The sequence below is a fragment of the Pseudomonas sp. YA1 genome, assembly GCF_058680555.1.
In genome coordinates this window covers 177404-202450 of the sequence record NZ_JBZWBG010000001.1, presented here as the reverse complement: position 1 = coordinate 202450, position 25047 = coordinate 177404, and the positions used below count along the sequence as shown (strand labels likewise).

The 25047-nt window shown below is 68.0% G+C and carries 22 protein-coding genes; 15 read left to right on the top strand and 7 right to left on the bottom strand.

Features of this window, described 5'->3' with window-relative positions:
* Positions 1-2 precede the first annotated feature (2 nt).
* The 3 genes from tssK to tagH are packed head-to-tail and all read right to left on the bottom strand — an operon-like array spanning position 3 to position 3331.
* Complete coding sequence (gene tssK, locus AC4OR5_RS00935) at positions 3-1337, bottom strand: type VI secretion system baseplate subunit TssK (RefSeq protein WP_023083850.1); 1335 nt, start codon at positions 1335-1337, stop codon at positions 3-5.
* A gap of 15 nt (positions 1338-1352) precedes the next feature.
* Positions 1353-1817, bottom strand: coding sequence for a type VI secretion system lipoprotein TssJ (gene tssJ, locus AC4OR5_RS00930; protein ID WP_033984516.1), 465 nt, complete (start codon positions 1815-1817; stop codon positions 1353-1355).
* Positions 1818-1861: 44 nt separating this feature from the next.
* Positions 1862-3331 (bottom strand): type VI secretion system-associated FHA domain protein TagH, encoded by a 1470-nt coding sequence (tagH, locus tag AC4OR5_RS00925; protein ID WP_074207618.1) that lies wholly within the window; start codon positions 3329-3331, stop codon positions 1862-1864.
* A gap of 367 nt (positions 3332-3698) precedes the next feature.
* Between tagH and tssA the strand changes: the two genes are divergently transcribed.
* The 10 genes from tssA to vgrG1a all read left to right on the top strand — a co-directional run bounded on the left by tssA (position 3699) and on the right by vgrG1a (position 16482).
* Positions 3699-4733 (top strand): type VI secretion system protein TssA, encoded by a 1035-nt coding sequence (gene tssA, locus AC4OR5_RS00920; RefSeq protein WP_023100711.1) that lies wholly within the window; start codon positions 3699-3701, stop codon positions 4731-4733.
* Between the two features lie 88 nt (positions 4734-4821).
* The gene (gene tssB / locus AC4OR5_RS00915) at positions 4822-5340 is read left to right on the top strand and encodes a type VI secretion system contractile sheath small subunit (RefSeq protein ID WP_003083666.1); all 519 of its coding nucleotides are present in this window, start codon (positions 4822-4824) and stop codon (positions 5338-5340) included.
* Between the two features lie 12 nt (positions 5341-5352).
* A complete protein-coding gene (gene tssC / locus AC4OR5_RS00910) occupies positions 5353-6849 on the top strand; it encodes a type VI secretion system contractile sheath large subunit (RefSeq protein ID WP_003104973.1) in 1497 nt (498 codons plus the stop codon).
* Positions 6850-6924: 75 nt separating this feature from the next.
* A complete protein-coding gene (hcp, locus tag AC4OR5_RS00905; RefSeq protein ID WP_003083670.1) occupies positions 6925-7413 on the top strand; it encodes a type VI secretion system receptor/chaperone Hcp in 489 nt (162 codons plus the stop codon).
* Between the two features lie 167 nt (positions 7414-7580).
* Positions 7581-8426, top strand: coding sequence for a type VI secretion system accessory protein TagJ (gene tagJ, locus AC4OR5_RS00900; protein ID WP_079382334.1), 846 nt, complete (start codon positions 7581-7583; stop codon positions 8424-8426).
* Between the two features lies 1 nt (position 8427).
* Positions 8428-8937 carry a type VI secretion system baseplate subunit TssE gene (tssE, locus tag AC4OR5_RS00895; protein ID WP_003083674.1) on the top strand — a complete coding sequence of 170 codons (510 nt, stop codon included), beginning with the start codon at positions 8428-8430 and terminating at the stop codon, positions 8935-8937.
* Positions 8934-10793 (top strand): type VI secretion system baseplate subunit TssF, encoded by a 1860-nt coding sequence (gene tssF / locus AC4OR5_RS00890; RefSeq protein ID WP_003083676.1) that lies wholly within the window; start codon positions 8934-8936, stop codon positions 10791-10793. The genes tssE and tssF overlap by 4 nt, the downstream gene beginning before the upstream one ends.
* On the top strand, positions 10757-11803 hold the full coding sequence (tssG, locus tag AC4OR5_RS00885; RefSeq protein WP_058159891.1) for a type VI secretion system baseplate subunit TssG: 1047 nt from the start codon (positions 10757-10759) through the stop codon (positions 11801-11803). Before tssF ends, tssG begins: the two co-directional genes overlap by 37 nt.
* A complete protein-coding gene (gene tssH / locus AC4OR5_RS00880; protein ID WP_116271271.1) occupies positions 11796-14504 on the top strand; it encodes a type VI secretion system ATPase TssH in 2709 nt (902 codons plus the stop codon). Before tssG ends, tssH begins: the two co-directional genes overlap by 8 nt.
* Before the next feature lie 46 nt (positions 14505-14550).
* Positions 14551-16482 carry a type VI secretion system spike protein VgrG1a gene (gene vgrG1a, locus AC4OR5_RS00875; RefSeq protein WP_079388569.1) on the top strand — a complete coding sequence of 644 codons (1932 nt, stop codon included), beginning with the start codon at positions 14551-14553 and terminating at the stop codon, positions 16480-16482.
* Between the two features lie 114 nt (positions 16483-16596).
* Here the strand turns inward: vgrG1a and AC4OR5_RS00870 are convergent, their stop codons facing one another.
* Genes AC4OR5_RS00870 through eagT6 form a run of 4 tightly spaced genes read right to left on the bottom strand, consistent with a single transcriptional unit; the run spans position 16597 to position 18949 of the window.
* Positions 16597-16881, bottom strand: a complete 285-nt coding sequence (locus tag AC4OR5_RS00870; RefSeq protein ID WP_003111794.1) for an immunity protein Tsi6 family protein — start codon at positions 16879-16881, stop codon at positions 16597-16599.
* 12 nt (positions 16882-16893) lie between these two features.
* On the bottom strand, positions 16894-17127 hold the full coding sequence (gene tis1 / locus AC4OR5_RS00865; protein ID WP_003083689.1) for a T6SS immunity factor Tis1: 234 nt from the start codon (positions 17125-17127) through the stop codon (positions 16894-16896).
* Complete coding sequence (gene tas1, locus AC4OR5_RS00860; protein WP_003083691.1) at positions 17117-18499, bottom strand: T6SS effector (p)ppApp synthetase Tas1; 1383 nt, start codon at positions 18497-18499, stop codon at positions 17117-17119. Before tas1 ends, tis1 begins: the two co-directional genes overlap by 11 nt.
* Positions 18500-18514: 15 nt before the next feature.
* Positions 18515-18949, bottom strand: a complete 435-nt coding sequence (gene eagT6 / locus AC4OR5_RS00855; RefSeq protein ID WP_021263788.1) for a type VI secretion system effector EagT6 — start codon at positions 18947-18949, stop codon at positions 18515-18517.
* 252 nt (positions 18950-19201) lie between these two features.
* Here eagT6 and vgrG1b point away from each other — a divergent pair, with 252 nt between their 5' ends.
* The 5 genes from vgrG1b to AC4OR5_RS00830 are packed head-to-tail and all read left to right on the top strand — an operon-like array spanning position 19202 to position 25045.
* Positions 19202-21427, top strand: coding sequence for a type VI secretion system spike protein VgrG1b (gene vgrG1b / locus AC4OR5_RS00850; protein ID WP_058159912.1), 2226 nt, complete (start codon positions 19202-19204; stop codon positions 21425-21427).
* A gap of 28 nt (positions 21428-21455) precedes the next feature.
* Positions 21456-21905 carry a DUF6484 domain-containing protein gene (locus tag AC4OR5_RS00845; RefSeq protein WP_023126819.1) on the top strand — a complete coding sequence of 150 codons (450 nt, stop codon included), beginning with the start codon at positions 21456-21458 and terminating at the stop codon, positions 21903-21905.
* A 16-nt stretch (positions 21906-21921) separates the two neighbouring features.
* Complete coding sequence (locus AC4OR5_RS00840) at positions 21922-23034, top strand: DUF2169 family type VI secretion system accessory protein (protein ID WP_033984523.1); 1113 nt, start codon at positions 21922-21924, stop codon at positions 23032-23034.
* On the top strand, positions 23031-24068 hold the full coding sequence (locus AC4OR5_RS00835; protein WP_058159893.1) for a beta-ketoacyl synthase N-terminal-like domain-containing protein: 1038 nt from the start codon (positions 23031-23033) through the stop codon (positions 24066-24068). The genes AC4OR5_RS00840 and AC4OR5_RS00835 overlap by 4 nt, the downstream gene beginning before the upstream one ends.
* Positions 24068-25045: a DUF4150 domain-containing protein gene (locus tag AC4OR5_RS00830; RefSeq protein ID WP_079866799.1), complete on the top strand. Its 978-nt coding sequence runs from the start codon at positions 24068-24070 to the stop codon at positions 25043-25045. Before AC4OR5_RS00835 ends, AC4OR5_RS00830 begins: the two co-directional genes overlap by 1 nt.
* Positions 25046-25047: the final 2 nt, after the last annotated feature.

Genomic DNA, 25047 nt, shown 5'->3' with positions numbered 1-25047 from the left:
GCTTATCCTCGAATGGCCCAGAAGGCCAGGTTCAGCCCGGGGAACTGGCCGGCGATGTGGAAGGCGAAGCCGCCGGAGTGCGTCAGCTGCTTCCAATGCGCGCTGCCGCGGTCCAGTTCGAAATAGGTGGAGCCGGCGTGGTAGGGGATCTGCCGCGGCGCCACCGGCATCGGCAGCAGGCCGATACCCGGCAGTTGCAGGTTGACCAGGTCGCGGATGTGCTCCACCGAGCCGACCTTGGCCTGCTGCGGGAAGTGCCCGCGCAGGCTCTCGCCGGGGACGTCGGCGCGCACCACCAGGACGAAGCTGGCGTTGTCGATCAGGCTGCGGTCGCTGAGCATCGCGACGTGCACGCCGTAGGCCTTCTCGACGATCGGGATGGCGATCGCCTTGGCGTCGATCACCGTCGCCAGCGCCTGGCGCAGGGCGAGCATCACCGGGGCGAAGCTGGCGGCCAGGTCGTCGTGGTTGTACACCGGGTACTCCTCGGGACGCCGCTGGCTGGCGGTGAAGGTGCAGAACTCGCCGGCCAGGGCCACCAGTTCGCGGTACAGCTCCTGCGGGTGCAGCGGGCGCACGCGGGACAGATGGCCGGTGAGGGCCTCGGCGCGGTTGACCAGTTGCAGCAGCAGGAAGTCGGCGATTTCCGAGGCGCCCCCGGCGCTGGAGGCCACCACCCGCCCGGCGAGGGCTTCGCCGCGCTGGTGGAGCAGGCCCAGCAGCTCCTTGGCGAAGGACGCCAGGGGCGGCGCGGCGGCAATGTCGAGCACCGGCGGCAGGTAGTCCTCGTCCAGGCTCAGGGCCTGGTCCGCGCGCTTCTCGCGGACCCGCGCGACGCCCACCGCGGCGTATTCGCCGAGGCCGTCGCGCTCGGTCAGCAGGCGGAACGCCTGGCTGCCCAGGGCCACCGGCGCGCGGCTCTCGAAGGCGGCATTGTCGTCGCGCACTTCCTGCACCTGGCTGACGTAGCGGGCGCCGCCGAGGGCCTCGCCCTCCTCCACCGTGTCGCGGGTGCCGACGCGCTTCAGCGGCAGGCCGAGGTAGACGATGCCATCGCGCAGGCTTTCCTCGACATTCAGCGGCGCCGGCGCCGGATCGTCGGCGGGGATGTTGAACGGCGTGCCATCCGGCAGCACGCCGCGGGCGCTGACGATGGCCAGCTTGCCCTGGGTCAGCAGGGCCTCGTCCAGCTTCAGCTCGGAAAAGCCCCAGCCGCCCGCCAGAAGCGAGCGGCAGCGGCCATCCACCAGGGTTTCCAGGTAGCGGTCGTGCTGCTGGAAATGCTGTGGCCGCAGGAACATGCCTTCGGACCACACCACGCGGTTATTCCAGGACATAGGGACTCCGAAGGTTCAGGGCGCGGGACGCGCGACGATGCCGATGGCCTGCGCGCCGAGCGTGATGTCGAGATGGCTGGTGCGTTGCCCCGGCACGTCGAGGACCTGGCGCCAGGTGGCGCGGTCGAGGTCGCGGTAGGCGGCGACGAAACCGAGCTGGCGGGTCTGCTCGTCGAGCGTGCGTTCGATGCGCCGTTCCTCGCCCGGACGCAGGAGGAACTCGTCCTGCTCCACCAGGTCGCCGCCGAGGGTCGACTGGGCGTTGTCGGTGAGGGCGAAGTAGTCGGCGCGGCCGAACGCGGTGTCTTTCTTCAGCTCGTACAGCCGCAGGCGCAGCGGCGCCGCCTGGCCGGCGGCGGACGGGTTGAGGTTCGGTGCGGCGTGGAGCCAGATCACCACCCGCGTCGGCGGGGTTTCCGGCGGGCCGGACGAACAGGCGGCGAGCAGCAGCCCGAACAGCGCGACGATCAGTTTCTGCATGGTGTCGTCCTCATTGACGTTGTTTCTCCTGGTGTTCGTTGGCGTCAGGAACGCCGTAGTCGAGCGCTGTGTTCCTCGTAGGCGCGGCTGAATTCGCGGCCGAAAAGCTCCTGGAAGTCGTCCTCCGCCTCGCGCAGGATCTTCGCGTACAGCTCGGTGAAACTGTCCCAGTTCTGTGCCTGGCGGGCTCCCGGCAGCAGGCCGGAAAGCCCGGCCGGCTTGCCGAAGCGGGCTTCCAGCGCGGCCGGTTCGAAGCGCGCCAGCAGGTGGCGGATGGCGGCCTGCACGCCGGCCATCACCGCCAGCTGGTGCGCCTTGAGGTCTTCGAAGCTGTCGGCCACCGCGCGATCCGGCGCCATGAACGCCTGGTTGTCGCGGCGCAACAGGAGCAGCATGGCTTCGTCGACGTTCGGCGCGAACTTCAGCGGGTTGTTCTGCACCGGCTGGATCATGGTCTGCGCCATGCGGAACTCGCCCTTCAGGCTGGCCCGCGCGCGCAGCACGTCCACCAGTCCTTCCACCAGGCCGCGATAGCTGCGGCCGATGGCTTCCATCTGCGCTTCGGCGCCGGCCGGGTCGACCTTCAACTGGGTCATGCCGGCGCCGCGCAGGAACGCCTGCAGCAGGTCGCCGCCGGCCGTCGCGGCGGCGCTTGCCGGTGGCGTCGGCGCCGCCACGCTGGCTGGCTGTGGCTGTGGCTGTGGCTGTGGCTGTGGCTGTGGCTGTTGGGTGATCCCAGGGTCGGCGAAGGGCATCGCCAGCGGCGTCGGTTCGGCCGCTGGCTGCGGCTGGGCGACGGGCGTGGCGCTTGGCGCGGGCGTGTTGCCGAGCAGTTCGGCGAACGGGTCCCAGTCGGCCGGAATCAGCGGTGCGCCGCCAGCGGGCGGTGGCGCCGGGGTGGTCGCGGGGGGCGGCGGGATCACCGGTTCCGGCGGGCGGAAGTCGTGCTGTTCGGCCGGTACATGGTCCGGACGCGGCGCCGCGCCGGGCGGCGGCGGGGTGAGGAAGTCGAACAGGTCGGGCTTGGTGTCCAGCGGCGAGCCGCCCTGGAAATGCGCCGTCACCGCGGGGTGCGGGGTGGGCGCCGGTTCGGCGAAGGCAGGCGCCGATCCGGCGGCCTGCCGGCTCATCAGGGCGTCGAAGCTGGTGAACGGATCGGTCTGCGGATTGCCGCTGCCGGGCAGGGCGATGTCATGGCCGAGCTGAACGAGGATGTCGTATTCGCCGAGGCGGACGGTCTCGCCGTCCTGCAGCGGCTCGCTGTTGCCGCGGCGCAGGCGGTGCCCGGCATTGACCAGCAGCACGCCGTTGGTGCTGGTGTCGGTGAGGTAGTACACCCCGTCGCGGTTGAGGATGGTGCAGTGGCGGCTGGAGACCAGGCGCTCCGGGTCCGGCAGGACCCAGTCGTTGTCCGGGCCCCGACCGATGGTCAGCTGTCCCTGGTCCAGTACCTTTTCCGAACACTGACCGGGGGTCAGCTTGTGGTAGCTGGTGATGGTCAATCGCAGCGGCATTGCTACTCCTTGCATTGCCAGCGCCCGGCTCTTCCAGGCGCTCACCCCCGTGCCCGAGGGATTTCGGTTCGCATCCAGGCTGGCCCGACGGCTTTCCGGCGTTTCGTCGCCTCGGGAAGACACATCGGGTGGTACCGGATTATAAAAGACTAATCCTACGTCTTTTAAAGATTTGTCCGATCTGCGGTGTCATGCAACTAGTGGCGTTGTGCCTTCCTTGACAAGCCTTGCGGCATGCCACAAGAATTTTGCCAACCTTTCGAGTCATCCGATATTCATCAATGGCTCCTACAAGATCCGACGGAGTGGATCTTACAAGCGAAGGTGAGGGCCGCGCAGCGGCTCCGATGATAGGGAGATCGTCACCGTGCTGGATGTACCCGTTTTGCTGGCCGCCGTATCCCCGGACTCGCCCTGTGGCGACGATCTGGAGTACGACGCCGCGTTCCTCGAACTCGAACGCATCGCCCAGGGCCAACCCGAGCGCCAGATGGGCGATGCCGTGCTGCCCGCCGAACCGCCGGAGTGGCCGCGCGTACGCGCGCTGGCCAGCGAGCTGTTCGGCCGTAGCAAGGACCTGCGGGTAGCCAACCTGCTGCTGCAGAGCAACGTCGCCCTCGACGGCCTGGACGGGCTCGCCGACGGCCTGCTGCTGGTCCGCGAGCTGCTCGGCCAGTACTGGGACGGCGTCTATCCGCTGCTCGACGCCGATGACGACAACGACCCCACCTTCCGTATCAACGCCCTCACCGGCCTGGTCGCCGAACCGTTGCTGCAACTGGTCTGGGCGATCCCGCTGGTGCGCTCGCGGGCGTTCGGCCCGGTCAACCTGCGCGCCGCGCTGAACGCCGCCGGGCTGCAACGCTTCGCCAGCGAGACCCTGAGTCCCGAGCAGATCGCCGGCGCCTTCGCCGATGCCGACGCCGATGCGCTGGCCGCCACCCGGCGCGCCCTGGATGGCGCCCAGGAACATGCCCTGGCCATCGAGAGCGGCGTCGCCGAACGGGTCGGCTCGGCCCAGGGCCTCGACCTCGGTCCCCTTCGTCAACTGCTGCGCCAGGCCCTCCAGGTGTTCGACCTGTACGGCCCGCAGGGCGCCGGCGAGCCCTTGGCGCCGGGCGCCGAAGCGGCCACCGGCGAGCAGGGGGGCGCCGCGCCTGTCGCAGCCGTCGCCGCGCCGGCACCGCGTGCCAGCGGCGAGATCGCCAACCGCGAAGACGTCCTGCGCCAGCTCGATCGCCTGCTCGAGTATTACGTTCGCCACGAGCCGTCGAGTCCGGTGCCGGTGCTGCTCAAGCGCGCCAAGACACTGGTGACGGCCGACTTCGCCGAAATCGTGAGGAATCTCATCCCCGATGGGATTTCCCAGTTCGAAACCCTGCGAGGCCCGGAAAGCGAGTAACGCCTAGCGGCCGTCCGGGCCAACGCTGCAAGCCGCCGGGGCGATTCCGACGGCGCTAACAACCGCCGTCGCGCGAGGGAGAAACAAGATGGGAAGCACTACCAGCAGTCAGAAGTTCATCGCCAGGAACCGGGCGCCACGCGTGCAGATCGAGTACGACGTGGAGCTGTACGGTGCCGAGAAGAAGGTCCAGTTGCCCTTCGTCATGGGCGTCATGGCCGACCTCGCCGGCAAGCCCGCCGAACCCCAGGCGGCGGTCGCCGACCGCAAGTTCCTGGAGATCGACGTGGACAACTTCGATGCCCGGCTGAAGGCGATGAAGCCGCGGGTGGCCTTCAACGTACCGAACGTGCTGACCGGCGAAGGCAACCTGAGCCTGGACATCACCTTCGAGAGCATGGACGACTTCAGCCCCGCCGCGGTGGCGCGCAAGGTCGATTCGCTGAACAAGCTGCTCGAGGCGCGTACCCAGCTGGCCAACCTGCTGACCTACATGGACGGCAAGACCGGCGCCGAGGAAATGATCATGAAGGCGATCAAGGACCCGGCCCTGCTTCAGGCCCTGGCCAGCGCGCCGAAGCCCAAAGACGACGAGCCGCAGGCGTAAGAGGATTCCAGCATGGCCGAATTGAGCACCGAGAACCTGGCCCAGGGCCAGACCACCACCGAGCAGACCAGTGAGTTCGCCAGCCTGCTGTTGCAGGAGTTCAAGCCCAAGACCGAGCGCGCCCGCGAAGCGGTGGAGACCGCCGTGCGGACCCTCGCCGAGCATGCCCTGGAGCAGACCAGCCTGATCTCCAACGACGCGATCAAGTCGATCGAGTCGATCATCGCGGCGATCGACGCCAAGCTCACCGCGCAGGTCAACCTGATCATGCACCACGCCGACTTCCAGCAACTGGAAAGCGCCTGGCGCGGCCTGCACTACCTGGTCAACAACACCGAGACCGACGAGCAACTGAAGATCCGCGTGCTGAACATCTCCAAGCCGGAGCTGCACAAGACCCTGAAGAAATTCAAGGGCACCACCTGGGACCAGAGCCCGATCTTCAAGAAGCTCTACGAAGAGGAATACGGCCAGTTCGGCGGCGAGCCCTATGGCTGCCTGGTCGGCGACTACTACTTCGACCAGTCGCCGCCGGACGTCGAGCTGCTCGGCGAGATGGCGAAGATCTCCGCCGCCATGCACGCGCCGTTCATCTCCGCCGCCTCGCCGACGGTGATGGGCATGGGTTCCTGGCAGGAGCTGTCCAACCCGCGCGACCTGACCAAGATCTTCACCACCCCGGAATACGCCGGCTGGCGTTCGCTGCGCGAGTCCGAGGACTCCCGCTACATCGGCCTGACCATGCCGCGCTTCCTGGCGCGCCTGCCCTACGGGGCGAAGACCGATCCGGTGGAAGAGTTCGCCTTCGAGGAAGAAACCGACGGCGCCGACAGCAGCAAGTACGCCTGGGCCAACTCGGCCTACGCGATGGCGGTCAATATCAACCGCTCCTTCAAGCTCTACGGCTGGTGCTCGCGGATCCGTGGCGTCGAGTCCGGCGGCGAGGTGCAGGGCCTGCCGGCGCACACCTTCCCCACCGACGACGGCGGCGTGGACATGAAGTGCCCGACCGAGATCGCCATTTCCGACCGCCGCGAGGCGGAGCTGGCGAAGAACGGCTTCATGCCGCTGCTGCACAAGAAGAACACCGACTTCGCCGCCTTCATCGGCGCGCAGTCGCTGCAGAAACCCGCCGAGTACGACGATCCGGACGCCACCGCCAACGCCAACTTGGCGGCGCGCCTGCCCTACCTGTTCGCCACCTGCCGCTTCGCCCATTACCTGAAGTGCATCGTTCGCGACAAGATCGGTTCCTTCAAGGAGAAGGACGAGATGCAGCGCTGGCTGCAGGACTGGATCCTCAACTACGTCGACGGCGACCCGGCCCACTCCACCGAGACCACCAAGGCCCAGCACCCGCTGGCGGCGGCCGAAGTGGTGGTGGAGGAAGTCGAAGGCAATCCGGGTTACTACAACTCGAAGTTCTTCCTTCGCCCGCACTACCAGCTCGAGGGACTGACGGTATCGCTACGCCTGGTATCCAAGCTGCCTTCGGCCAAAGAGGCCTGAGGCATTCAACGACAGCGCCTGCCATGGTGGCGGGCGCTTGCATAGCGTAGTGGCGCGAGCCACACGGGAGGAAAGATGGCTGTTGATATGTTCATCAAGATCGGCGACGTCAAGGGTGAGTCCAAGGACAAGACTCACGCCGAGGAAATCGACGTGCTGGCATGGAGCTGGGGCATGTCCCAGTCCGGGTCGATGCACATGGGCGGTGGCGGCGGCGCCGGCAAGGTCAACGTGCAGGACCTGTCGTTCACCAAGTACATCGACAAGTCCACGCCCAACCTGATGATGGCCTGCTCCAGCGGCAAGCACTATCCGCAGGCGAAGCTGACCATCCGCAAGGCCGGCGGCGAGAACCAGGTCGAGTACCTGATCATCACCCTGAAGGAAGTCCTGGTGTCCTCGGTGAGCACCGGCGGCAGCGGTGGCGAGGATCGCCTGACCGAGAACGTGACCCTGAACTTCGCCCAGGTCCAGGTCGACTACCAGCCGCAGAAGGCGGATGGCGCGAAGGACGGCGGTCCGGTCAAGTACGGCTGGAACATCCGCCAGAACGTGCAGGCCTGATGAGCCGGCTGCCGGTCATGGCGTGGCCAGGCCATGCCGTGGCCGGTGCGAGCGCCCGCCATGCCGGGTGCCGAAGGCGCGCGCGGCGCGCCGCGGACCTCGTCCGCCCGACCTCCTGCCGGAGGTACTGAATTCCACCGGGTCGTCCGTCGCGTCCGCCGGGCGCCATGGCCGACCCTTCATTCGCATCCGGGCGCCTGGGCTCCCGGCTACAGGGAAGTATCGCGATGATCGCCGAAGAACTGTTGCGCGCCGGGCGCCTGGACGATGCCTTGAAAGCCTTGCAGGAACAGGTGCGCAGCCAGCCGTCGAACGCCACCCTGCGGATCTTCCTGTTCCAGCTGCTGGCCGTGATGGGCCAGTGGGCGCGGGCGCAGAACCAGCTCAAGGTGGTCGGCGAACTGGATGCCTCGGCGCTGCCGATGGTACAGACCTACTCCACCGCCATCGACTGCGAGGCGCTGCGCCGCGAGGTGTTCGCCGGGCGCCTGACGCCGGTGATCCTCGGCCAGCCGGCGGAATGGATCGCGCCGCTGTTGCAGGCCCTGAGCCTGGACGCCGAGGGCCATGGCGAGGCCGCCCAGGCCCTGCGCGAGCAGGCCTTCGACGCCGCGCCGGCGGTGCCCGGGCGGATCGGCGAAGCGCCGTTCGCCTGGCTGGCGGATGCCGACACGCGCCTCGGCCCGGTGCTCGAGGTAATCGTCAACGGTCGCTATGCCTGGTTGCCGATGAGCAACCTGCGCAGCCTCAAGGTCGAGGCGCCGAGCGACCTGCGCGACCTGGTCTGGCTGCCGGCCGAACTGACCCTGACCAACGGTGGCGCCACCGTCGCGCTGCTGCCGGCGCGCTACGCGGAAACCGTCGAGCACGGCGACGACGCCGCGCGCCTGGGGCGCAAGACCGAATGGCTGGATAGCGGCCTGCCGGTCGGCCAGCGGCTGTTCGTCACCGATGCCGGCGAGACCGCGCTGTTCGACCTGCGTGAGCTGGACTTCGAGCCGACGGACGCCTGATATGGCCGAACTGACCCTCCAGGAGCGCCTGCAGCCGTCGCTGCTCGACCGCCTCACCGACGACGAGCCGGGCAACCTCAAGGAAGCCGCGGAGCGCCGGGTGCTGACCCTGAGCCAGCTGAAGGCCTCGGTGCTGCGCGACCTGGCGTGGCTGTTCAACACCACCTCGCTGTTCGACCCCGGCCCCGCCGCACGGATGCCGGCCGGCAACTCGGTGCTCAACTACGGGCTGCCGGCGCTGGCCGGGCACACCGCGTCGAGCGTCGACGTGCATGCCATCGAGGCGCTGCTCACCGAGACCATCGCCACCTTCGAGCCGCGCATCATCCGTTCTTCGTTGCGGGTGCGCGCGCAACTGCTGCCCGGCGAGATGGACCACAACGCCCTGAGCTTCGAGATCGAGGGTGATCTCTGGGCCGAACCGGCGCCGCTGCGCCTGCTGCTGACCACCAACCTGGACCTGGAGACCGGCCACGTGCGCGTCGCCCAGGGCGAGCGGAGGCGTACATGAACCCGCGCCTGCTCGAGTACTACAACCAGGAATTGCAACACATCCGCGAAAGCGCCGCGGAGTTCGCCGAGGAGTTCCCGAAGATCGCCGGGCGCCTGTCGCTGTCCGGCTTCGAGTGCGCCGACCCCTACGTCGAGCGCCTGCTGGAAGGTTTCGCCTATCTCACCGCGCGGGTCCAGCTGAAGCTCGACGCGGAGTACCCGACCTTCACCCACAACCTGCTGGAAATCGCCTACCCGCACTACCTGGCGCCGACTCCGTCGATGACCGTGGTGCAGCTGCGCCCGGACCCCAACGAAGGCGCCCTGAGCAGCGGCTTCAGCGTCGAGCGCGGGGCCTCCCTGCGCGGCCAGCTCGGCCCCGACGACCAGACCGCCTGCGAATACCGCACCGCCCACCCGGTGACCCTGTGGCCGCTGGAAGTGGCCCAGGCCGACTACTTCGGCAATCCCGCCGCGGTGCTCGGCCGCCTCGCCGCCAGTGAGCCGCGGGCCAAGGCCGGCCTGCGCATCCGCCTGCGCAGCGGCGCCGGTATCCCGTTCGACAGCCTGTCGCTGGACGCCCTGCCGCTCTACCTGCACGGCGCCGACGAACAACCCTACCGCCTCTACGAACAATTGCTCGGCAACGCCTGCGCGGTGTTCGTCCGCGCCCCGGACAATGCCTGGGTCGAACGCCTGCCGACGAGCAGCCTGCGTGCGCGTGGCTTCGACGACGAGGACGCGCTGCTGCCGGTGGTGCCGCGGGCGTTCCAGGGCTACCGCCTGCTGCAGGAATACTTCGCCCTGCCGGCGCGCTTCCTGTTCGTCGAGTTCTCCGGCCTGAACCGCGCCCTGCGTCGATGCCACGGCGAGGAGCTGGAACTGGTCGTGCTGTTCGGCAAGCACGACCAGCGCCTGGAGGGCACGGTGGACGCGGAGCAACTGGTGCCGTTCTGCACCCCGGCGATCAACCTGTTCCCGCGCCGCTGCGACCGCATCCACCTGTCCGACCGGGTCAATGAGCATCATGTGATCGTCGACCGCACCCGTCCGCTGGATTTCGAGGTGCATTCGCTGCAACAGGTGAGCGGCCACGGCAGCGGTCCGGAGCAACCCTTCCAACCGTTCTACGCGGTGCGCGACCCGGCGCGCTACGGCCGCGAGCAGGCCTACTTCAGCGTGCGCCGCGAACCGCGCGTGCTGTCCAGCAAGCAGCGGCGCAAGGGCCCGCGCTCGACCTACGTCGGCAGCGAGACCTTCGTCGCCCTGGTCGACGCCAACCAGGCGCCCTATCGCCACGACCTGCGCCAGCTCGGCATCGCCGCGCTGTGCACCAACCGCGACCTGCCGCTGTTCATGCCGATCGGCGCGCACAAGAGCGACTTCACCCTGGAGGACAGCGCCCCGGTCATGCAGGTGCGCTGCCTCGCCGGACCGAGCCGGCCGCGCGCCAGCCGTGCCCACGATGCCAGCGCCTGGCGGCTGATCAGCCAGCTGTCGCTGAACTACCTGTCGCTGGCCGAGCGCGGCCAGGGCGCCGCCGCCCTGCGCGAGCTGCTGCGGCTCTACGGCGACAGCGGCGATCCGGCGCTGCAACTGCAGATCGAGGGCCTGCGCGAGGTCAGCAGCAAGCCTTGCACGCGGCGCCTGCCGATGCCCGGGCCGATCGTCTTCGGCCGTGGCCTGGAGATCACCCTGGACTTCGACGAGAACGCGTTCCGCGGCACCGGGGTGTTCCTTCTCGGCGCTGTGTTCGAGCGCTTCCTGGCACGCTACGTGTCGATCAACAGCTTTACCGAGACGGTGCTGCGCACCGGCGAACGGGGCGAGGTGATGAGATGGCAGGCGAAGCCGGGCAGCCGTCCGAACCTCTGAACCTGCTCGCCGGGATGGCGGCGGCGCCCTGGGACTATGACTTCTTCCAGGCGCTGCGGCGCATCGAGTGCGAGTCGCCGCAACTGCCGCGCCTCGGTCATTCGGTGCGGCTGGCGGACGACCCGCTGCGTCTCGGGCAGAAGCCCGACTGCACCTTCGCGCCCTCGACCCTGGCCTCGGTGAGCCAGGCCGGCACCGCCGCGACGCCGCGCCTGGACCAGTTCTTCTTCGGCCTCACCGGCCCCAACGGGCCGCTGCCGCTGCACCTCACCGAATACGCCCGGGAACGCCAGCGCAACGTCAACGACGCGACCTTCAAGCGCTTCATGGACGTCTTCCACCACCGCCTGCTGACCCTGTTCTACCGGGCCTGGGCCGAGGCGCGGCCGGAGGTCAGCCACGACCGGATCGACGACGACTACTGGTCGGCGCGCCTCGCCGCGCTCTCCGGGCGCGGCATGCCGAGCCTGCGGGGGCGCGAGCCGCTGGCGGACACCGCACGCTACTACTACACCGGCCACCTCGCCGCGCAGACCCGCTACCCGGACGGCCTGCGGGTGATCCTCGCGGAGTATTTCGAGGTCCCGGTGGCGGTCGAGGAATACGTCGGCCAGTGGCTGGAGCTGCCCGAGCGCAGCCGCCTCGGCGTCGACTCGACGAGCCTGGGCATGGACGTCTGCCTGGGCACCCACGTCTGGGACCGCCAGCACAAGTTCCGCCTGCGCCTGGGGCCGCTGGACCTCGATCAATACCAGCGCTTCCTGCCCGACGGCGACCATTTCGTCGAGCTGGCCGCCTGGGTCGCCGAATACCTGGGCGAGGAGCTGGACTGGGACGTCAACCTGGTCCTGCAACGCCACGAAGTACCCCCCCTGGGCCTGCAGGGCGGCGGGCGGCTCGGTTTCAACACCTGGCTGGGCGATCCCGGCCAGGACGCCAGGGATCTACTGCTGGCCCGCCAGTACGCCACTGCGCGGCCGCACGAGCACAAGGAGAAGGAACATGAGTGAGATCAGTCGCGTTGCGCTGTTCGGCAAGCTGAACAGCCTGGCCTACAAGGCCATCGAGGCCGCCACGGTATTCTGCAAGCTGCGCGGCAATCCCTATGTCGAGCTGGTGCACTGGTTCCACCAGATCCTCCAGTTGCCGGACTCGGACCTGCACCAGATCGTCCGCCAGTCCGGGATCGACCCGGCGCGCCTGGCCAAGGACCTGACCGAGGCCCTCGACCGCCTGCCGCGCGGCTCGACCTCGATCACCGACCTGTCCTCCCATGTCGAGGAAGCGGTGGAGCGCGGCTGGGTCTATGGCAGCCTGATGTTCGGCGAGAGCCAGGTGCGCACCGGCTACCTGGTGATCGGCATCCTCAAGACGCCGAGCCTGCGCCATGCCCTCACCGGGCTGTCGGCGGAACTCGCCAAGCTCAAGGTCGAGGCGCTCACCGAGCGCTTCGACGAGTACGTCGGCGCCTCGCCGGAGAACGGCCTGTCGGCCAGCGACGGCTTCAACGTCGGCGCCGCCCCGGGCGAGGCCAGCGGCGCCCTGGCGCCGAGCGCGATGGGCAAGCAGGAGGCGCTCAAGCGCTTTACCGTGGACCTCACCGAGCAGGCCCGCAGCGGCAAGCTCGACCCCATCGTCGGGCGTGACGAGGAGATCCGCCAGTTGGTGGACATCCTCATGCGCCGCCGGCAGAACAACCCGATCCTCACCGGCGAGGCCGGTGTCGGCAAGACCGCGGTGGTGGAAGGCTTCGCCCTGCGCATCGTCGCCGGCGACGTCCCGCCGGCGCTGAAGGACGTCGAACTGCGCGCCCTCGACGTCGGCCTGCTGCAGGCCGGGGCGAGCATGAAGGGCGAGTTCGAGCAGCGCCTGCGCCAGGTGATCGAAGACGTGCAGAGTTCCGAGAAGCCGATCATCCTGTTCATCGACGAAGCCCACACCCTGGTCGGCGCCGGTGGCGCGGCCGGCACCGGCGACGCCGCCAACCTGCTCAAGCCGGCCCTGGCGCGCGGCACCCTGCGCACCGTGGCGGCGACCACCTGGGCCGAGTACAAGAAGCACATCGAGAAGGACCCGGCGCTGACCCGGCGTTTCCAGGTGGTGCAGGTGGACGAGCCGTCCGAGCACAAGGCCATCCTGATGATGCGCGGTGTCGCGTCGACCATGGAGAAGCACCACCAGGTGCAGATACTCGACGAGGCGCTGGAGGCGGCGGTCCGGCTGTCGCACCGCTACATCCCGGCGCGCCAGCTGCCGGACAAGTCGGTGAGCCTGCTGGATACCGCCTGCGCGCGCACCGCCATCAGCCTGCACGCGGTGCCGGCCGAGGTCGACGATAGCCGCCGGCGCATCGAGGCGCTGGAGACCGAGCTGGCGATCATCCGCCGCGAGAGCGCCATCGGCGTCGCCACCGCCGAACGCCAGCGCAACGCCGAGATCCTGCTGGCCGAGGAGCGCGAGCGCCTGGCCGCCCTGGAGCAGCGCTGGGCCGAGGAAAAACGCCTGGTCGACGAACTGCTGGAGACCCGCGCCCGTCTGCGCGCCGCCGCCGAAGCGGTGGACGCCGGCGGCGCGCCGCTGGGCGAAGGCGAGGCGCGTCTCGACGAGGAACAGCGCCAGGCGCTGCATGCGCGGCTGGCGGAACTGCAGGCGCAACTGAGCGCGTTGCAGGGCGAAGAGCCGCTGATCCTGCCGACCGTGGACTACCAGGCGGTGGCCTCGGTGGTCGCCGACTGGACCGGCATCCCGGTCGGCCGCATGGCGCGCAACGAGATCGACACCGTGCTCAACCTCGACCGGCACCTGAAGAAGCGCATCATCGGCCAGGACCACGCGCTGGAGATGATCGCCAAGCGCATCCAGACTTCCCGCGCCGGCCTCGACAACCCGAGCAAGCCGATCGGCGTGTTCATGCTCGCCGGCACCTCCGGGGTGGGCAAGACCGAGACCGCGCTGGCGCTGGCCGAGGCCATGTACGGCGGCGAGCAGAACGTCATCACCATCAACATGAGCGAGTTCCAGGAAGCCCACACCGTCTCCACCCTCAAGGGCGCCCCGCCCGGCTACATCGGCTACGGCGAGGGCGGCGTGCTGACCGAGGCGGTACGCCGCAAGCCCTACAGCGTGGTGCTGCTGGATGAAGTGGAGAAGGCCCACCCGGATGTCCACGAGATCTTCTTCCAGGTCTTCGACAAGGGCGTGATGGAGGACGGCGAAGGCCGGGTGATCGACTTCAAGAACACCCTGATCCTGCTCACCACCAACGCCGGCACCGAGATGATCGCCAGCCTCTGCGCCGATCCGGAACTGATGCCCGAGCCGGAAGCCATCGCCAAGTCGCTGCGCGAACCGCTGCTGAAGATCTTCCCGCCGGCGCTGCTCGGCCGCCTGGTGACCATCCCCTACTACCCGCTCAGCGACGACATGCTCAAGGCCATCTCGCGCCTGCAACTGGGGCGGATCAAGAAGCGCGTGGAGGCGACCCACAAGGTGCCGTTCGAGTTCGACGAGGGCGTCGTCGAGCTGATCGTCTCGCGCTGCACCGAGACCGAGAGCGGCGGCCGGATGATCGATGCGATCCTCACCAACACGCTGTTGCCGGACATGAGCCGCGAGTTCCTCACCCGCATGCTCGAAGGCAAGCCGTTGGCCGGGGTACGCATCAGTAGCCGCGACAACCAGTTCCACTACGACTTCGCCGAGACCGAGTGACAGCCGGCGACATGCAGCGCAGTAGAAGGAGTCGTCGATGGGATTGATGCAACTGACCCGCCTGGTCCAGGTGGATTGCCCGCTGGGGCCGGACGTGCTGCTGTTGCAGCGCATGGAGGGACGCGAGGAACTGGGACGGTTGTTCGCCTACGAGCTGCACCTGGTCTCGGAAAACCCCAACCTGCCGCTGGAACAGCTGCTCGGCAAGCCGATGAGCCTGTCGCTGGAGCTGCCCGGCGGCAGCCGGCGCTTCTTCCACGGCATCGTCGCGCGCTGTAGCCAGGTGGCCGGGCACGGCCAGTTCGCCGGCTACCAGGCCACCCTGCGGCCCTGGCCGTGGCTGCTGACGCGCACCTCGGACTGCCGCATCTTCCAGAACCAGAGCGTGCCGGAGATCATCAAGCAGGTGTTCCGCGACCTCGGCTTTTCCGATTTCGAGGATGCCCTCACGCGCCCCTACCGCGAGTGGGAATACTGCGTGCAGTACCGCGAGAGCAGCTTCGACTTCGTCAGCCGGCTGATGGAACAGGAGGGCATCTACTACTGGTTCCGCCATGAGCAGAAGCGCCACATCCTGGTGCTCTCCGACGCCTATGGCGCGCATCGCAGCCCGGGCGGCTACGCCAGCGTGCCGTACTACCCGCCGACCCTCGGCCATCGCGAACGCGACCACTTCTTCGACTGGCAGATGGCACGCGAGGTCCAGCCCGGTTCGCTGACCCTCAACGACTACGACTTCCAGCGCCCCGGCGCGCGCCTGGAGGTGCGTTCGAACATCGCCCGGCCGCACGCGGCGGCCGACTACCCGCTGTACGACTATCCCGGCGAATACGTGCAGAGCCAGGACGGCGAGCAGTACGCGCGCAACCGCATCGAGGCGATCCAGGCGCAGCACGAGCGCGTGCGCCTGCGCGGCGTGGTGCGTGGGATCGGCGCCGGACACCTGTTCCGCCTGAGCGGCTATCCGCGCGATGACCAGAACCGCGAGTACCTGGTGGTCGGCGCCGAATACCGGGTGGTCCAGGAACTCTACGAAACCGGCAGCGGCGGCGCCGGCTCGCAGTTCGAGAGCGAGCTGGACTGCATCGACGCCAGCCAGTCGTTCCGCCTCCTGCCGCAGACCCCGGTGCCGGTGGTGCGCGGTCCGCAGACCGCGGTGGTGGTCGGTCCCAAGGGCGAGGAGATCTGGACCGACCAATACGGCCGGGTCAAGGTGCATTTCCACTGGGATCGCCACGACCAGTCGAACGAGAACAGCTCCTGCTGGATTCGCGTGTCCCAGGCCTGGGCCGGGAAGAACTGGGGCTCGATGCAGATCCCGCGGATCGGCCAGGAAGTGATCGTCAGCTTCCTCGAAGGCGACCCGGACCGGCCGATCATCACCGGGCGGGTCTACAACGCCGAGCAGACGGTGCCCTACGAGCTGCCGGCGAACGCCACCCAGAGCGGGATGAAGAGCCGTTCGAGCAAGGGCGGCACGCCGGCCAACTTCAACGAGATCCGCATGGAGGACAAGAAGGGCGCCGAGCAGTTATACATCCACGCCGAGCGCAACCAGGACAACCTGGTCGAGAACGATGCCTCGCTGTCGGTCGGCCACGACCGCAACAAGAGCATCGGCCACGACGAGCTGGCGCGCATCGGCAACAACCGCACCCGCGCGGTGAAGCTCAACGACACCCTGCTGGTGGGCGGGGCGAAGAGCGACAGCGTCACCGGCACCTACCTGATCGAGGCCGGCGCGCAGATCCGCCTGGTCTGCGGCAAGAGCGTGGTGGAGTTCAACGCCGACGGCACCATCAATATCTCCGGCAGCGCCTTCAACCTCTACGCCAGCGGCAACGGCAACATCGACACCGGCGGCCGCCTCGACCTCAATTCCGGCGGCGCCAGCGAGGTCGACGCCAAGGGCAAGGGCGTGCAGGGCACCATCGACGGCCAGGTACAGGCGATGTTTCCGCCGCCGGCGAAGGGCTGAGGCGGCGGCATCCTGGCTGCCCGCCCTTGGGCAGGACGCCGCGGGAGTCTTGACGATTCGCGCATGTCCTCGCCAGGCAGAAGCGGCGGTCGCTCAAGACCGATGGTGTTGCGCTCAGGGCAGATCGACCTTCAGGCCGCGGCCAGTGCGTATGCCGACGTAGAATGCGTCCTTGAGGGCCCTGGCGAGTTCCGGGTCGGTCTCCTCGAACTCTTTCCCGGCGATGCCGCCGAAGCTCAGCCGGTGCAACGCGGAACGGTCCAGGCTGCGGTCGAGCAGCACGGCTTTCAGGTACAGCAACTGCTTTTCCACGGAGAGCAGCATCCCGCATTGCGGATGCCGGGCCAGCCGCTCGGCGACCAGCGCCAGGGCGCGTTCGACATAGTTCACGGGGGACATGGCTGCGCCGCTTCAGCCCTTGGGAAAGCCCGTCTCGTACTCCTCGCGGGTGATTTCCCGGCCGAAACGCAGCGCATCGTTGAACAGGCGGTTGTCGTGCTCAACCGGCTCGGGGGATTCGGCTTCGCCGTAGAAGCGCACGTGGATCGTGCCCTGCCGATGGTCCCAGCGGTAGGTGACGTCTTCGAAGTCGTAGTCGATGTAGATATCGCGCCTGGCGAACGCTTCGCCCTTTTCAATTGCCATTGCCTTTCCTCACTGCGTCGTAGTACGCCCGGCTCTTCTCGGCGATGGCCTGGGCCTCCGGGGACTTCGGATCCAGTACCCGCCAGTCCTCATAGTACTTGTGGCCCTGCCCTCCGGGTACGCCGGCCTTGGCCGCCACCGCGTCGTAGGTGTCGTTGCCGAGGAGGATGCGAGCCATGTCCTCCGACTCCTTGGCGTAGATCATCTCCGGCGAGTTGACCTGGATCTCGCCGGGTATCCCGGCCTTGGTGTTCATCGTCGAGTTCACCCCGCTGTAGCCGAGCGGGTCGGCGTTGCCGTCGATCACCTTGACCTTGGCGCCGCGGTTGGCCAGCTCGGCGGCAACGGTGTTCACCTTGTCGCCTTCGACGATGATGGTGTTGCGGGCCAGATCCTTGATCTTGGTCGGATCGCCCTTGTAGTCGTTGTTGATCTTCTGCATGGCGCGTTCGCGCGACTTGATCGGTGCCTTGGCGACCCTGCCGCCGTGCTTCGCCGCCAGTCCGTCGGCCACCGCGTCGATCTCGGCCTTGGCTGCCGGCGCCTTGCCATAGACCTTCTCGAAGCCTTTCGGCACCTGGGTCTTCGGCGCGCCCTTGGGTGCGTTGCCGAGCCGTGCCATCTTCGGTCCGAAGCCCAGCAGCGCCATGCCGGCCACGCCCTGGAACAGGTCGCGGTAGCCGGGACCGAGGCGGTCGCCGAGGTCGCCGAGCAGGGCCATGCCGCCCATCATCAGGCCGCCGATGGCGACCACTCCAACCAGCGCCGCGACCCCGGCCATCGCCGCCAGCAGCAGGCCGCCGGCAAGGGCCGCCAGGCCCAGCGCCTCGAGGCCGGTGTGCAGCCATTCCTCCAGATCGAGGACGAAGGCCACCCGCTCGGTGGGGCCGCCGATGAAGGTGTTCTGGCTGCCGGTCTTGATGTGCGCGCCGCAGACCATCTTGCTCTGCAGGCGCGCCGCCGGCTTGCCGTTGATGTACACGGTCGCGCTGCCTTCGGCGATCAGCACCGGGAACGGCCACAGCGGATGGTTCAGCGGCAGGCCGCTGCAGGTGGCGGAAACGTCGTCGCCGGCGCGCATCGCGTTGCGACTGTTCACGTAGACGTTGAAGCTGCCGCGTATGAGCACCCCGGTGGTCGGCTCGGGTAGCTCGAAGATGGTGGTCAGGCCCTTGACGATCTGGAACATCGACAGCCCGCCGGCGGCGATCGAGCCGGCCAGGATCACCGCGGCCAGGCCGCCGGTGGCGGCGGTGGCGGCGACCACGGCGGCGCCGATCAGGGCTCCGGCCACGGCTCCGGCGACCATCGCGGCGACACCGAAACCGTGGGCTATCTCATCGCCCAGTCGGGCGGCGGCTTGCGCATCCATGCGTCGGCACTCGAATCAGCTAGGGGTCGGGCGCGGGACCAGGGTCTGCATCGCCTGCTTCCAGGCCGGCTCGTGGTGCGGCAGGTCACCCGGGGTGGTGGTCAGGGTGGTGATCAGCACCGCCGGGCGGCGCTCGATGAACACCTGGCGCAGCATCAGGTCGCGGCCCTCGCGCTGCCACTGGTAGTCGAGGAGCACGGCGGCGTGGCCGTGGATGTTGATGTCCCAGCGCTTGTGCAGCTTGAAGCCGGGCAATTGCTTCTCGGCGTTCTCCAGTTGGCGGGCGACATAGTCGGCGAACGGCGCGTCGCCCTGGCTGGCGTCGCGGCTGATGACGAAACTGGCTTCGCGGGCGGGGCCGCTGGCGGGGAGCTTGAAGATGTTGATGCTCTGGTCCTGCCAGGCATCGGGAATCTCGAGATCGGCTTCGTGGAGGCGATAGAGCGTCACAGTGTTAACCCCTTCCCTAGGATTCTGCGTGAGTCGTTGCGAGGGAAAATCTTCAAGGAATGTTCCTGAGGAATCAAGGATTAACTGGTTGCGCGGACGCCCGGATGCTGGCGTTCTGCCTGCTCGCCGTCGGTCGTGCGCTCGTCGGATATGTGCCTTGCACCCCTCCTTCCCGCGCTATCAGCGCCTATGCTGGCTGGGTGGAGCCGCGTGCGCGGCACCGCCGACCGTACGTGGATCAAGGATGATTTCATGGCACTTGCGCAACAAAACCGCCTGGTCCGGGTGGACAGTCCGCTCGGCGCGGACGTCCTGCAATTGCAGCGAATGGAGGGTCGCGAAGAACTCGGCCGGCCATTCGTCTACGAGCTGGAGCTGATCTCGGAGGACCCCGACCTGCAATTCGACGGGCTGCTGGGCAAGCCGACCAGCCTGGCGCTGGAGTTGCACGACGGCAGCCGACGGTTCTTCCACGGTATCGTCGCCGCCTGCAGCCAGGGCTCCGGCAACGGCCAGTTCGCCAGCTACCAGGTCACCCTGCGCCCCTGGCTGTGGCTGCTGACGCGCACCTCCGACTGCCGCATCTTCCAGAACCAGAAGGTCCCGGACATCATCAAGCAGGTGTTTCGCGACCTCGGTTTCTCCGACTTCGAGGACGCCCTGAGCCGCTCCTACCGCGAGTGGGAATACTGCGTGCAATACCGCGAGACCAGCTTCGACTTCGTCAGCCGGCTGATGGAACAGGAAGGCATCTACTACTGGTTCCGCCACGAGCGGAATCGGCACATCCTGGTTCTATCCGACGCCTATGGCGCGCACCAGAGCCCGCCGAACTACGCCAGCGTGCCCTACTACCCGCCGACCCTGGAGCAGCGCGAGCGCGACCATTTCTACGACTGGCACATGGCGCGCGAGGTGCAGTCCGGCTCGCTGAGCCTCAACGACTACGACTTCCAGCGTCCCGGCGCGCGCCTGGAGGTGCGCTCCAATATCGCCCGTTCGCATGCGGCGGCCGACTACCCGCTGTACGACTATCCCGGCGAATACGTACAGAGCCAGGACGGCGAGCAGTACGCGCGGACCCGTATCGAAGCCTTGCAGGCGCGCTACGAACGGGTGCGCCTGCGCGGCCGCGCCCGCGGCCTGGGTTCGGGCCACCTGTTCAAGCTCAGCGGCTACCCGCGCGAGGACCAGAACCGCGAGTACCTGGTGGTCGGCGCCGAGTACCGGGTGGTCCAGGAACTCTACGAGACCGGCGGCGGCGGGGTGGGCGCGCAGTTTGAGAGCGAGCTGGACTGCATCGATGCCGGGCAGGCCTACCGCCCCTTGCCGAGCACCCCGCTGCCGATCGTCCGCGGCCCACAGACCGCGGTGGTGGTCGGTCCCAAGGGCGAGGAGATCTGGACCGACCAGTACGGCCGGGTCAAGGTGCATTTCCACTGGGATCGCCACGACCAGTCGAACGAGAACAGCTCCTGCTGGATGCGCGTCTCGCAGGCCTGGGCCGGGAAGAACTGGGGCTCGGTGCAGATCCCGCGGATCGGCCAGGAAGTGATCGTCAGCTTCCTCGAAGGCGACCCGGATCGGCCGATCATCACCGGGCGGGTCTACAACGCCGAGCAGACGGTGCCCTACGAGCTGCCGGCGAATGCCACCCAGAGCGGCACCAAGAGCCGTTCGAGCAAGGGCGGCACGCCGGCCAACTTCAACGAGATCCGCATGGAGGACAAGAAGGGCGCCGAGCAGCTGTTCATCCATGCCGAGAAGAATCAGGACATCGAGGTCGAGAACGACGAGAGCCACTGGGTCGGCCATGACCGGACCAAGACCATCGACCACGACGAGACCGTGCATGTGAAGCACGATCGCACCGAGACCGTGGACAACAACGAGACCATCACCATCGGCGTCGACCGCACCGAGAAGGTCGGCAACAACGAGAAGATCAGCATCGGCGCGAACCGCACCGAGGACGTCGGCAGCAACGAGACCATCAGCATCGGCGTCGACCGCACCGAGAAGGTCGGCAGCAACGAGAAGATCAGCATCGGTGCCAATCGCACCGAGGACGTCGGCAACGACGAGACCATCAGCATCGGCGCCAACCGTAGCGAGTCGGTGGGCAACAACGAAACCATCAGCATCGGCGCCGACCGCAGCGAGTCGGTGGGCGCCAACGAGACCATCGATATCGGCGGCGACCAGACCACTCGGATCGGCGGGAGCGAGACCCGCAGTGTCGGACAGGGACGCAATACTTCGGTGGCGAAGACCGACAGCCTGGACGTGGGACGGAGTTTCAGCCTCGATGCGGGAGACGCCATTTCTCTGGTGACCGGCGCGGCGAGCATTCACCTGAAGAAGGATGGGACCATCATCATCAGCGGAAAGAACATCACCATCGATGGTTCCGGCAAGGTCAACGTCCTGGCGGACAAGAACGTGGTGGTGAAGGGTCGCAAGATTCTCCAGAACTGAAGCGGCGCAGAGCCAGGGAGTGCAGCGCATGAGTGTCGAAATCCATCTACCTGGGGTCACGGCGGCCCTCCCCGCCCGCCTCGACGGCGTGGTCATCGGTATCCTCCTCGACGTACCGGACGCCGCCGCGCCGGTGGTCGCCTACCCCGGCTGCCCCAGCGAGCACGGCCTGGCCGCCACCACCACCGCGCAGCTCGGCCGCGCCGATATCGGCGCCCAGGTGGCGTTGCTGTTCGTCGCCGGCGACCCGCGCCAGCCACTGGTGATCGGGCGTATCCAGCGCCTGCCGCAGGAAGCGTCCGCCCGGCTGGACGGCGAACGCCTGGAGTTCAGCGCCGAACGCGAGATCGTCCTGCGCTGCGGCAAGGCCAGCATCACCCTGACCCGTGCCGGCAAGGTGATCATCCATGGCGCCTACCTCTCCAGCCGCTCCACCGGGGTCAACCGGATCAAGGGCGGTTCGGTGCAGATCAACTGAGCGCGGCGGGCCGGACATGGAACTGTTGAACGCCACCCCGCTGGCCGCCGCCTACAACCAGGGGCTCGACGCCGAGGGCCGGGAGTCGCTGGTGGTGATCGCCAAGGGCAGCTTCGACCTGCCGCTGGACGGCCGCGAGGCACGCCTGCTGGACGAGCAGCAGGCGCTGCTGATGGTCGATGAATTCTATGGCGAGCCGGGGCTTTCCGCACCGCGCCGGGAGTGCGAGTTCGCCCCCTTCAAGCCGTTCTGCGACGTGCTGGTGCTGGGCAGCGCCCAGGCGCCCGGCGGTCGGCCGGTACAACAGTTGACCGCGGGCATCCGTGTCGGCCGGGTCAGCAAGGCGCTGACGGTGCATGGGCCGCGCCAGTGGGAACCGGGACTGCTCGGTGCTGGCGCGGGCGTCGCGCAGCCGTTCCAGCGCCAGGACATTTCCTACGCCAGTGCCTTCGGCGGCAGCCACGCCTCGCCGGACAACCCCGGTTTCATGGATTGCTACATGGCCAATCCGGCCGGATGCGGCTGGTTCCCGCGCAGCGCCGACACCGCCGCGATCGTCGGCACGCCGATGCCGGCCACGGAAAAGCTCGGCGAGCCGGTGGACAGCCCCCACGGCCGCTTCACGCCGATGGCGCTCGGCCCGCTCGGCCGCCACTGGCAGGCCCGGGTCGGCTTTGCCGGCCGCTACGACGACGCCTGGCTGGCCGAGTGCTTCCCGTTCCTGCCCGCCGACTTCGACGAGCGTTACTTCCAGTCCGCGCCGGCCGACCAGTGGACCGACCATCTGCGCGGCGGCGAGGAGGTCCTGCTGCTCAACCTCACCGGCGAGGAGCGCGCGGCCTTCCGCGTGCCGCGCAGGGAGGTGCCGGTGACCTTCTTCCTGAAAAAGGGTGGCCACGAAACCGCGCAGGCGCGGATCGATACCCTGCTGGTGGACTGCGACGCCCGTCGCGTGGAAATCACCTGGCGCATCCGCCGGCCGTTGAGGCGCAACCTGTTCGAGATCGCCCAGGTGCTGGTAGGCACCATGTCGAGCGCCTGGTGGCGTGCCCGCGAACTGGGCAAGGACTACTACCCCTCGCTTGCCGCACTGGTACGCAGCCGCCAGGCCGAGGAGGACGAGGCATGAGCCAGGTCCTGAGCATCGTCGCCTCCGGCATGGTCAGCGCGGTCGGCCTCAGCGCGCCGGCCAGCTGCGCGGCGATCCGCTGCGCCCTGGACAACTTCCAGGAAACCCGTTTCATCGACCAGGGCGGCGAATGGTTGCTTGCCGCCAGCGTGCCGCTGGAGCAGCCCTGGCGCGGCCGCGCCAAGCTGCTGAAGATGGCCGCGCGAGCCATCGACGAGGCCTTGCACGGCCAGCCCGGTCTCGATTGCGCGGAGCTGCCGCTGCTGCTCTGCGTCGCCGAGGGCGATCGTCCCGGACGCTGCGCGGGGCTCGACGAGTCCTTCCTGCGCGACCTGGAAAACGAGCTGGGACGACGCTTCCACCCCTCCTCGGCGCTTATCGCCCGTGGCCGGGTCGGTGGTGCGGTGGCCCTGTTCAACGCGCGCAAGCTGGTCCAGGGCGGCTGCCGGCAGGTCCTGGTGGCCGGCGTCGACTCCTTCCTTAACGGGCCGACCCTGGCGGCCTACGAAGCGCGCGAGCGGCTGCTGAGCAGCCAGAACTCCAACGGCTTCATTCCCGGCGAAGGCGCCGCCGCCGTGCTGGTCGCCGCGCCGCTCCACGAGGAGGCGCCGCAGCTGCTCTGCATCGGCCTCGGCTTCGGCATCGAGATGGCCACGGTGGAGAGCGAGGACCTGCCGTTGCGCGCCGACGGCCTGACCCAGGCCGTGCGCGCCGCCCTCGCCGAGGCCGGCTGCGGCCTGGAGCGGATGGACTACCGGCTCAGCGACATTTCCGGCGAGCAGTACTACTTCAAGGAGGCCTCGCTGGCCCTGAGCCGCAACCTGCGCGTGCGCAAGCCGAAGTTCGACCTCTGGCACCCCGCCGACTGCATCGGCGAATGCGGCGCGGCCATCGGCCCGGCGTTGCTCGCCGTGGCCCTGGCCGCTTCGCGCAAGGGCTACGGCGACGGGCCGAACGTGTTCTGCCACCTGGGCAACGACGCCGGCGAACGCGCCGCCGCGCTGCTCAGCTATCGACGGGTGAGGGCTGCCTGATGGCCAACGAGGTGTACGCCAACAATCGGGAGATTTCCTGCAAGGCGGGGGATGGGGTGTCGATCGCCAGGTTTCCCGACGTCTGTTTCACGCCTCCGCAGACTGCGGCGACACCGACCGGGATACCCATTCCCTATCCCAATACCGGCTACGCGAAGGACATGACGCGGGGCAGCCGGACGGTGCGGATCGACGGCAAGGAAGTGATGCTCAAGGACAAGAGCTACTTTCGGAAGAGCACTGGCGACGAAGCCGGCAACGCGCCCAAGAAAGGCATCGTCACCAGCAGGATCAAGGGCAAGGTGTACTTCGTTTCCTGGTCGATGGATGTCAAGTTCGAGGGGAAGAACGTCGACCGGCACATGGATCTGACGACGCACAACCACGCCTCGATGCCGGCCCAGACCCCTCCGGGGCCCACTACCGAAGGGGTCGCCCAGGACGCCTCCTGTCCCCATGCCAACCTGAAGCGCGATCCTCCCAAGGGGGAGCATGAGATCAATCAACAGGCTCGTCTCGAGCATCGGAAGAATGTGCAGAAGCGCAACGAGGAGAAGCTCGACCGGATGCTGGACGAAGCCGACAAGGCTGGCAATCCAGCGCAGAAGCAACAACTGTTCGAGTCGGCGTTGGCCTACGACACCCTGATCAAGGGCGAGCGCTTCGAGCTGAAAGTAGCCGAGCAGACCCAGGCGAAAGAGGTTGCGGTAAAGATCACCTGCCGCGACTGTGGTCTGGTGGTCCAGGAGTTCGATGTGGTTACCCGCGACGGCGTGGTCAAGGAGTGCAAGGCCAGTTGGGGCCAGGTCGGGCTTTCGCAGTTCAAGCGCGAAGAACAGCTGGCGCAGCGGTCGGATGTATTCGGCCCGGGCACCGTGGTGCACGTGGCAATTCCGAAGGGACAGCGGGGCAATCTCGAAAGCAAGTTCGGCAAGGAAAACAAGGCACACATGTCGGGAAAGATCCAGGAGCACTGACG

Bases quoted from the DNA above. Each gene is read 5' to 3' on its own strand.
- tssK (WP_023083850.1), bottom strand. From the start codon at position 1,337: ATGTCCTGGAATAACCGCGTGGTGTGGTCCGAAGGCATGTTCCTGCGG.
- tssJ (WP_033984516.1), bottom strand. From the start codon at position 1,817: ATGCAGAAACTGATCGTCGCGCTGTTCGGGCTGCTGCTCGCCGCCTGT.
- tagH (WP_074207618.1), bottom strand. From the start codon at position 3,331: ATGCCGCTGCGATTGACCATCACCAGCTACCACAAGCTGACCCCCGGT.
- tssB (WP_003083666.1), top strand. From the start codon at position 4,822: ATGGGAAGCACTACCAGCAGTCAGAAGTTCATCGCCAGGAACCGGGCG.
- tssC (WP_003104973.1), top strand. From the start codon at position 5,353: ATGGCCGAATTGAGCACCGAGAACCTGGCCCAGGGCCAGACCACCACC.
- hcp (WP_003083670.1), top strand. From the start codon at position 6,925: ATGGCTGTTGATATGTTCATCAAGATCGGCGACGTCAAGGGTGAGTCC.
- tagJ (WP_079382334.1), top strand. From the start codon at position 7,581: ATGGCCGACCCTTCATTCGCATCCGGGCGCCTGGGCTCCCGGCTACAG.
- tssE (WP_003083674.1), top strand. From the start codon at position 8,428: ATGGCCGAACTGACCCTCCAGGAGCGCCTGCAGCCGTCGCTGCTCGAC.
- tssF (WP_003083676.1), top strand. From the start codon at position 8,934: ATGAACCCGCGCCTGCTCGAGTACTACAACCAGGAATTGCAACACATC.
- tssG (WP_058159891.1), top strand. From the start codon at position 10,757: ATGGCAGGCGAAGCCGGGCAGCCGTCCGAACCTCTGAACCTGCTCGCC.
- tssH (WP_116271271.1), top strand. From the start codon at position 11,796: ATGAGTGAGATCAGTCGCGTTGCGCTGTTCGGCAAGCTGAACAGCCTG.
- vgrG1a (WP_079388569.1), top strand. From the start codon at position 14,551: ATGCAACTGACCCGCCTGGTCCAGGTGGATTGCCCGCTGGGGCCGGAC.
- AC4OR5_RS00870 (WP_003111794.1), bottom strand. From the start codon at position 16,881: ATGTCCCCCGTGAACTATGTCGAACGCGCCCTGGCGCTGGTCGCCGAG.
- tis1 (WP_003083689.1), bottom strand. From the start codon at position 17,127: ATGGCAATTGAAAAGGGCGAAGCGTTCGCCAGGCGCGATATCTACATC.
- tas1 (WP_003083691.1), bottom strand. From the start codon at position 18,499: ATGGATGCGCAAGCCGCCGCCCGACTGGGCGATGAGATAGCCCACGGT.
- vgrG1b (WP_058159912.1), top strand. From the start codon at position 19,202: ATGGCACTTGCGCAACAAAACCGCCTGGTCCGGGTGGACAGTCCGCTC.
- AC4OR5_RS00845 (WP_023126819.1), top strand. From the start codon at position 21,456: ATGAGTGTCGAAATCCATCTACCTGGGGTCACGGCGGCCCTCCCCGCC.
- AC4OR5_RS00840 (WP_033984523.1), top strand. From the start codon at position 21,922: ATGGAACTGTTGAACGCCACCCCGCTGGCCGCCGCCTACAACCAGGGG.
- AC4OR5_RS00835 (WP_058159893.1), top strand. From the start codon at position 23,031: ATGAGCCAGGTCCTGAGCATCGTCGCCTCCGGCATGGTCAGCGCGGTC.
- AC4OR5_RS00830 (WP_079866799.1), top strand. From the start codon at position 24,068: ATGGCCAACGAGGTGTACGCCAACAATCGGGAGATTTCCTGCAAGGCG.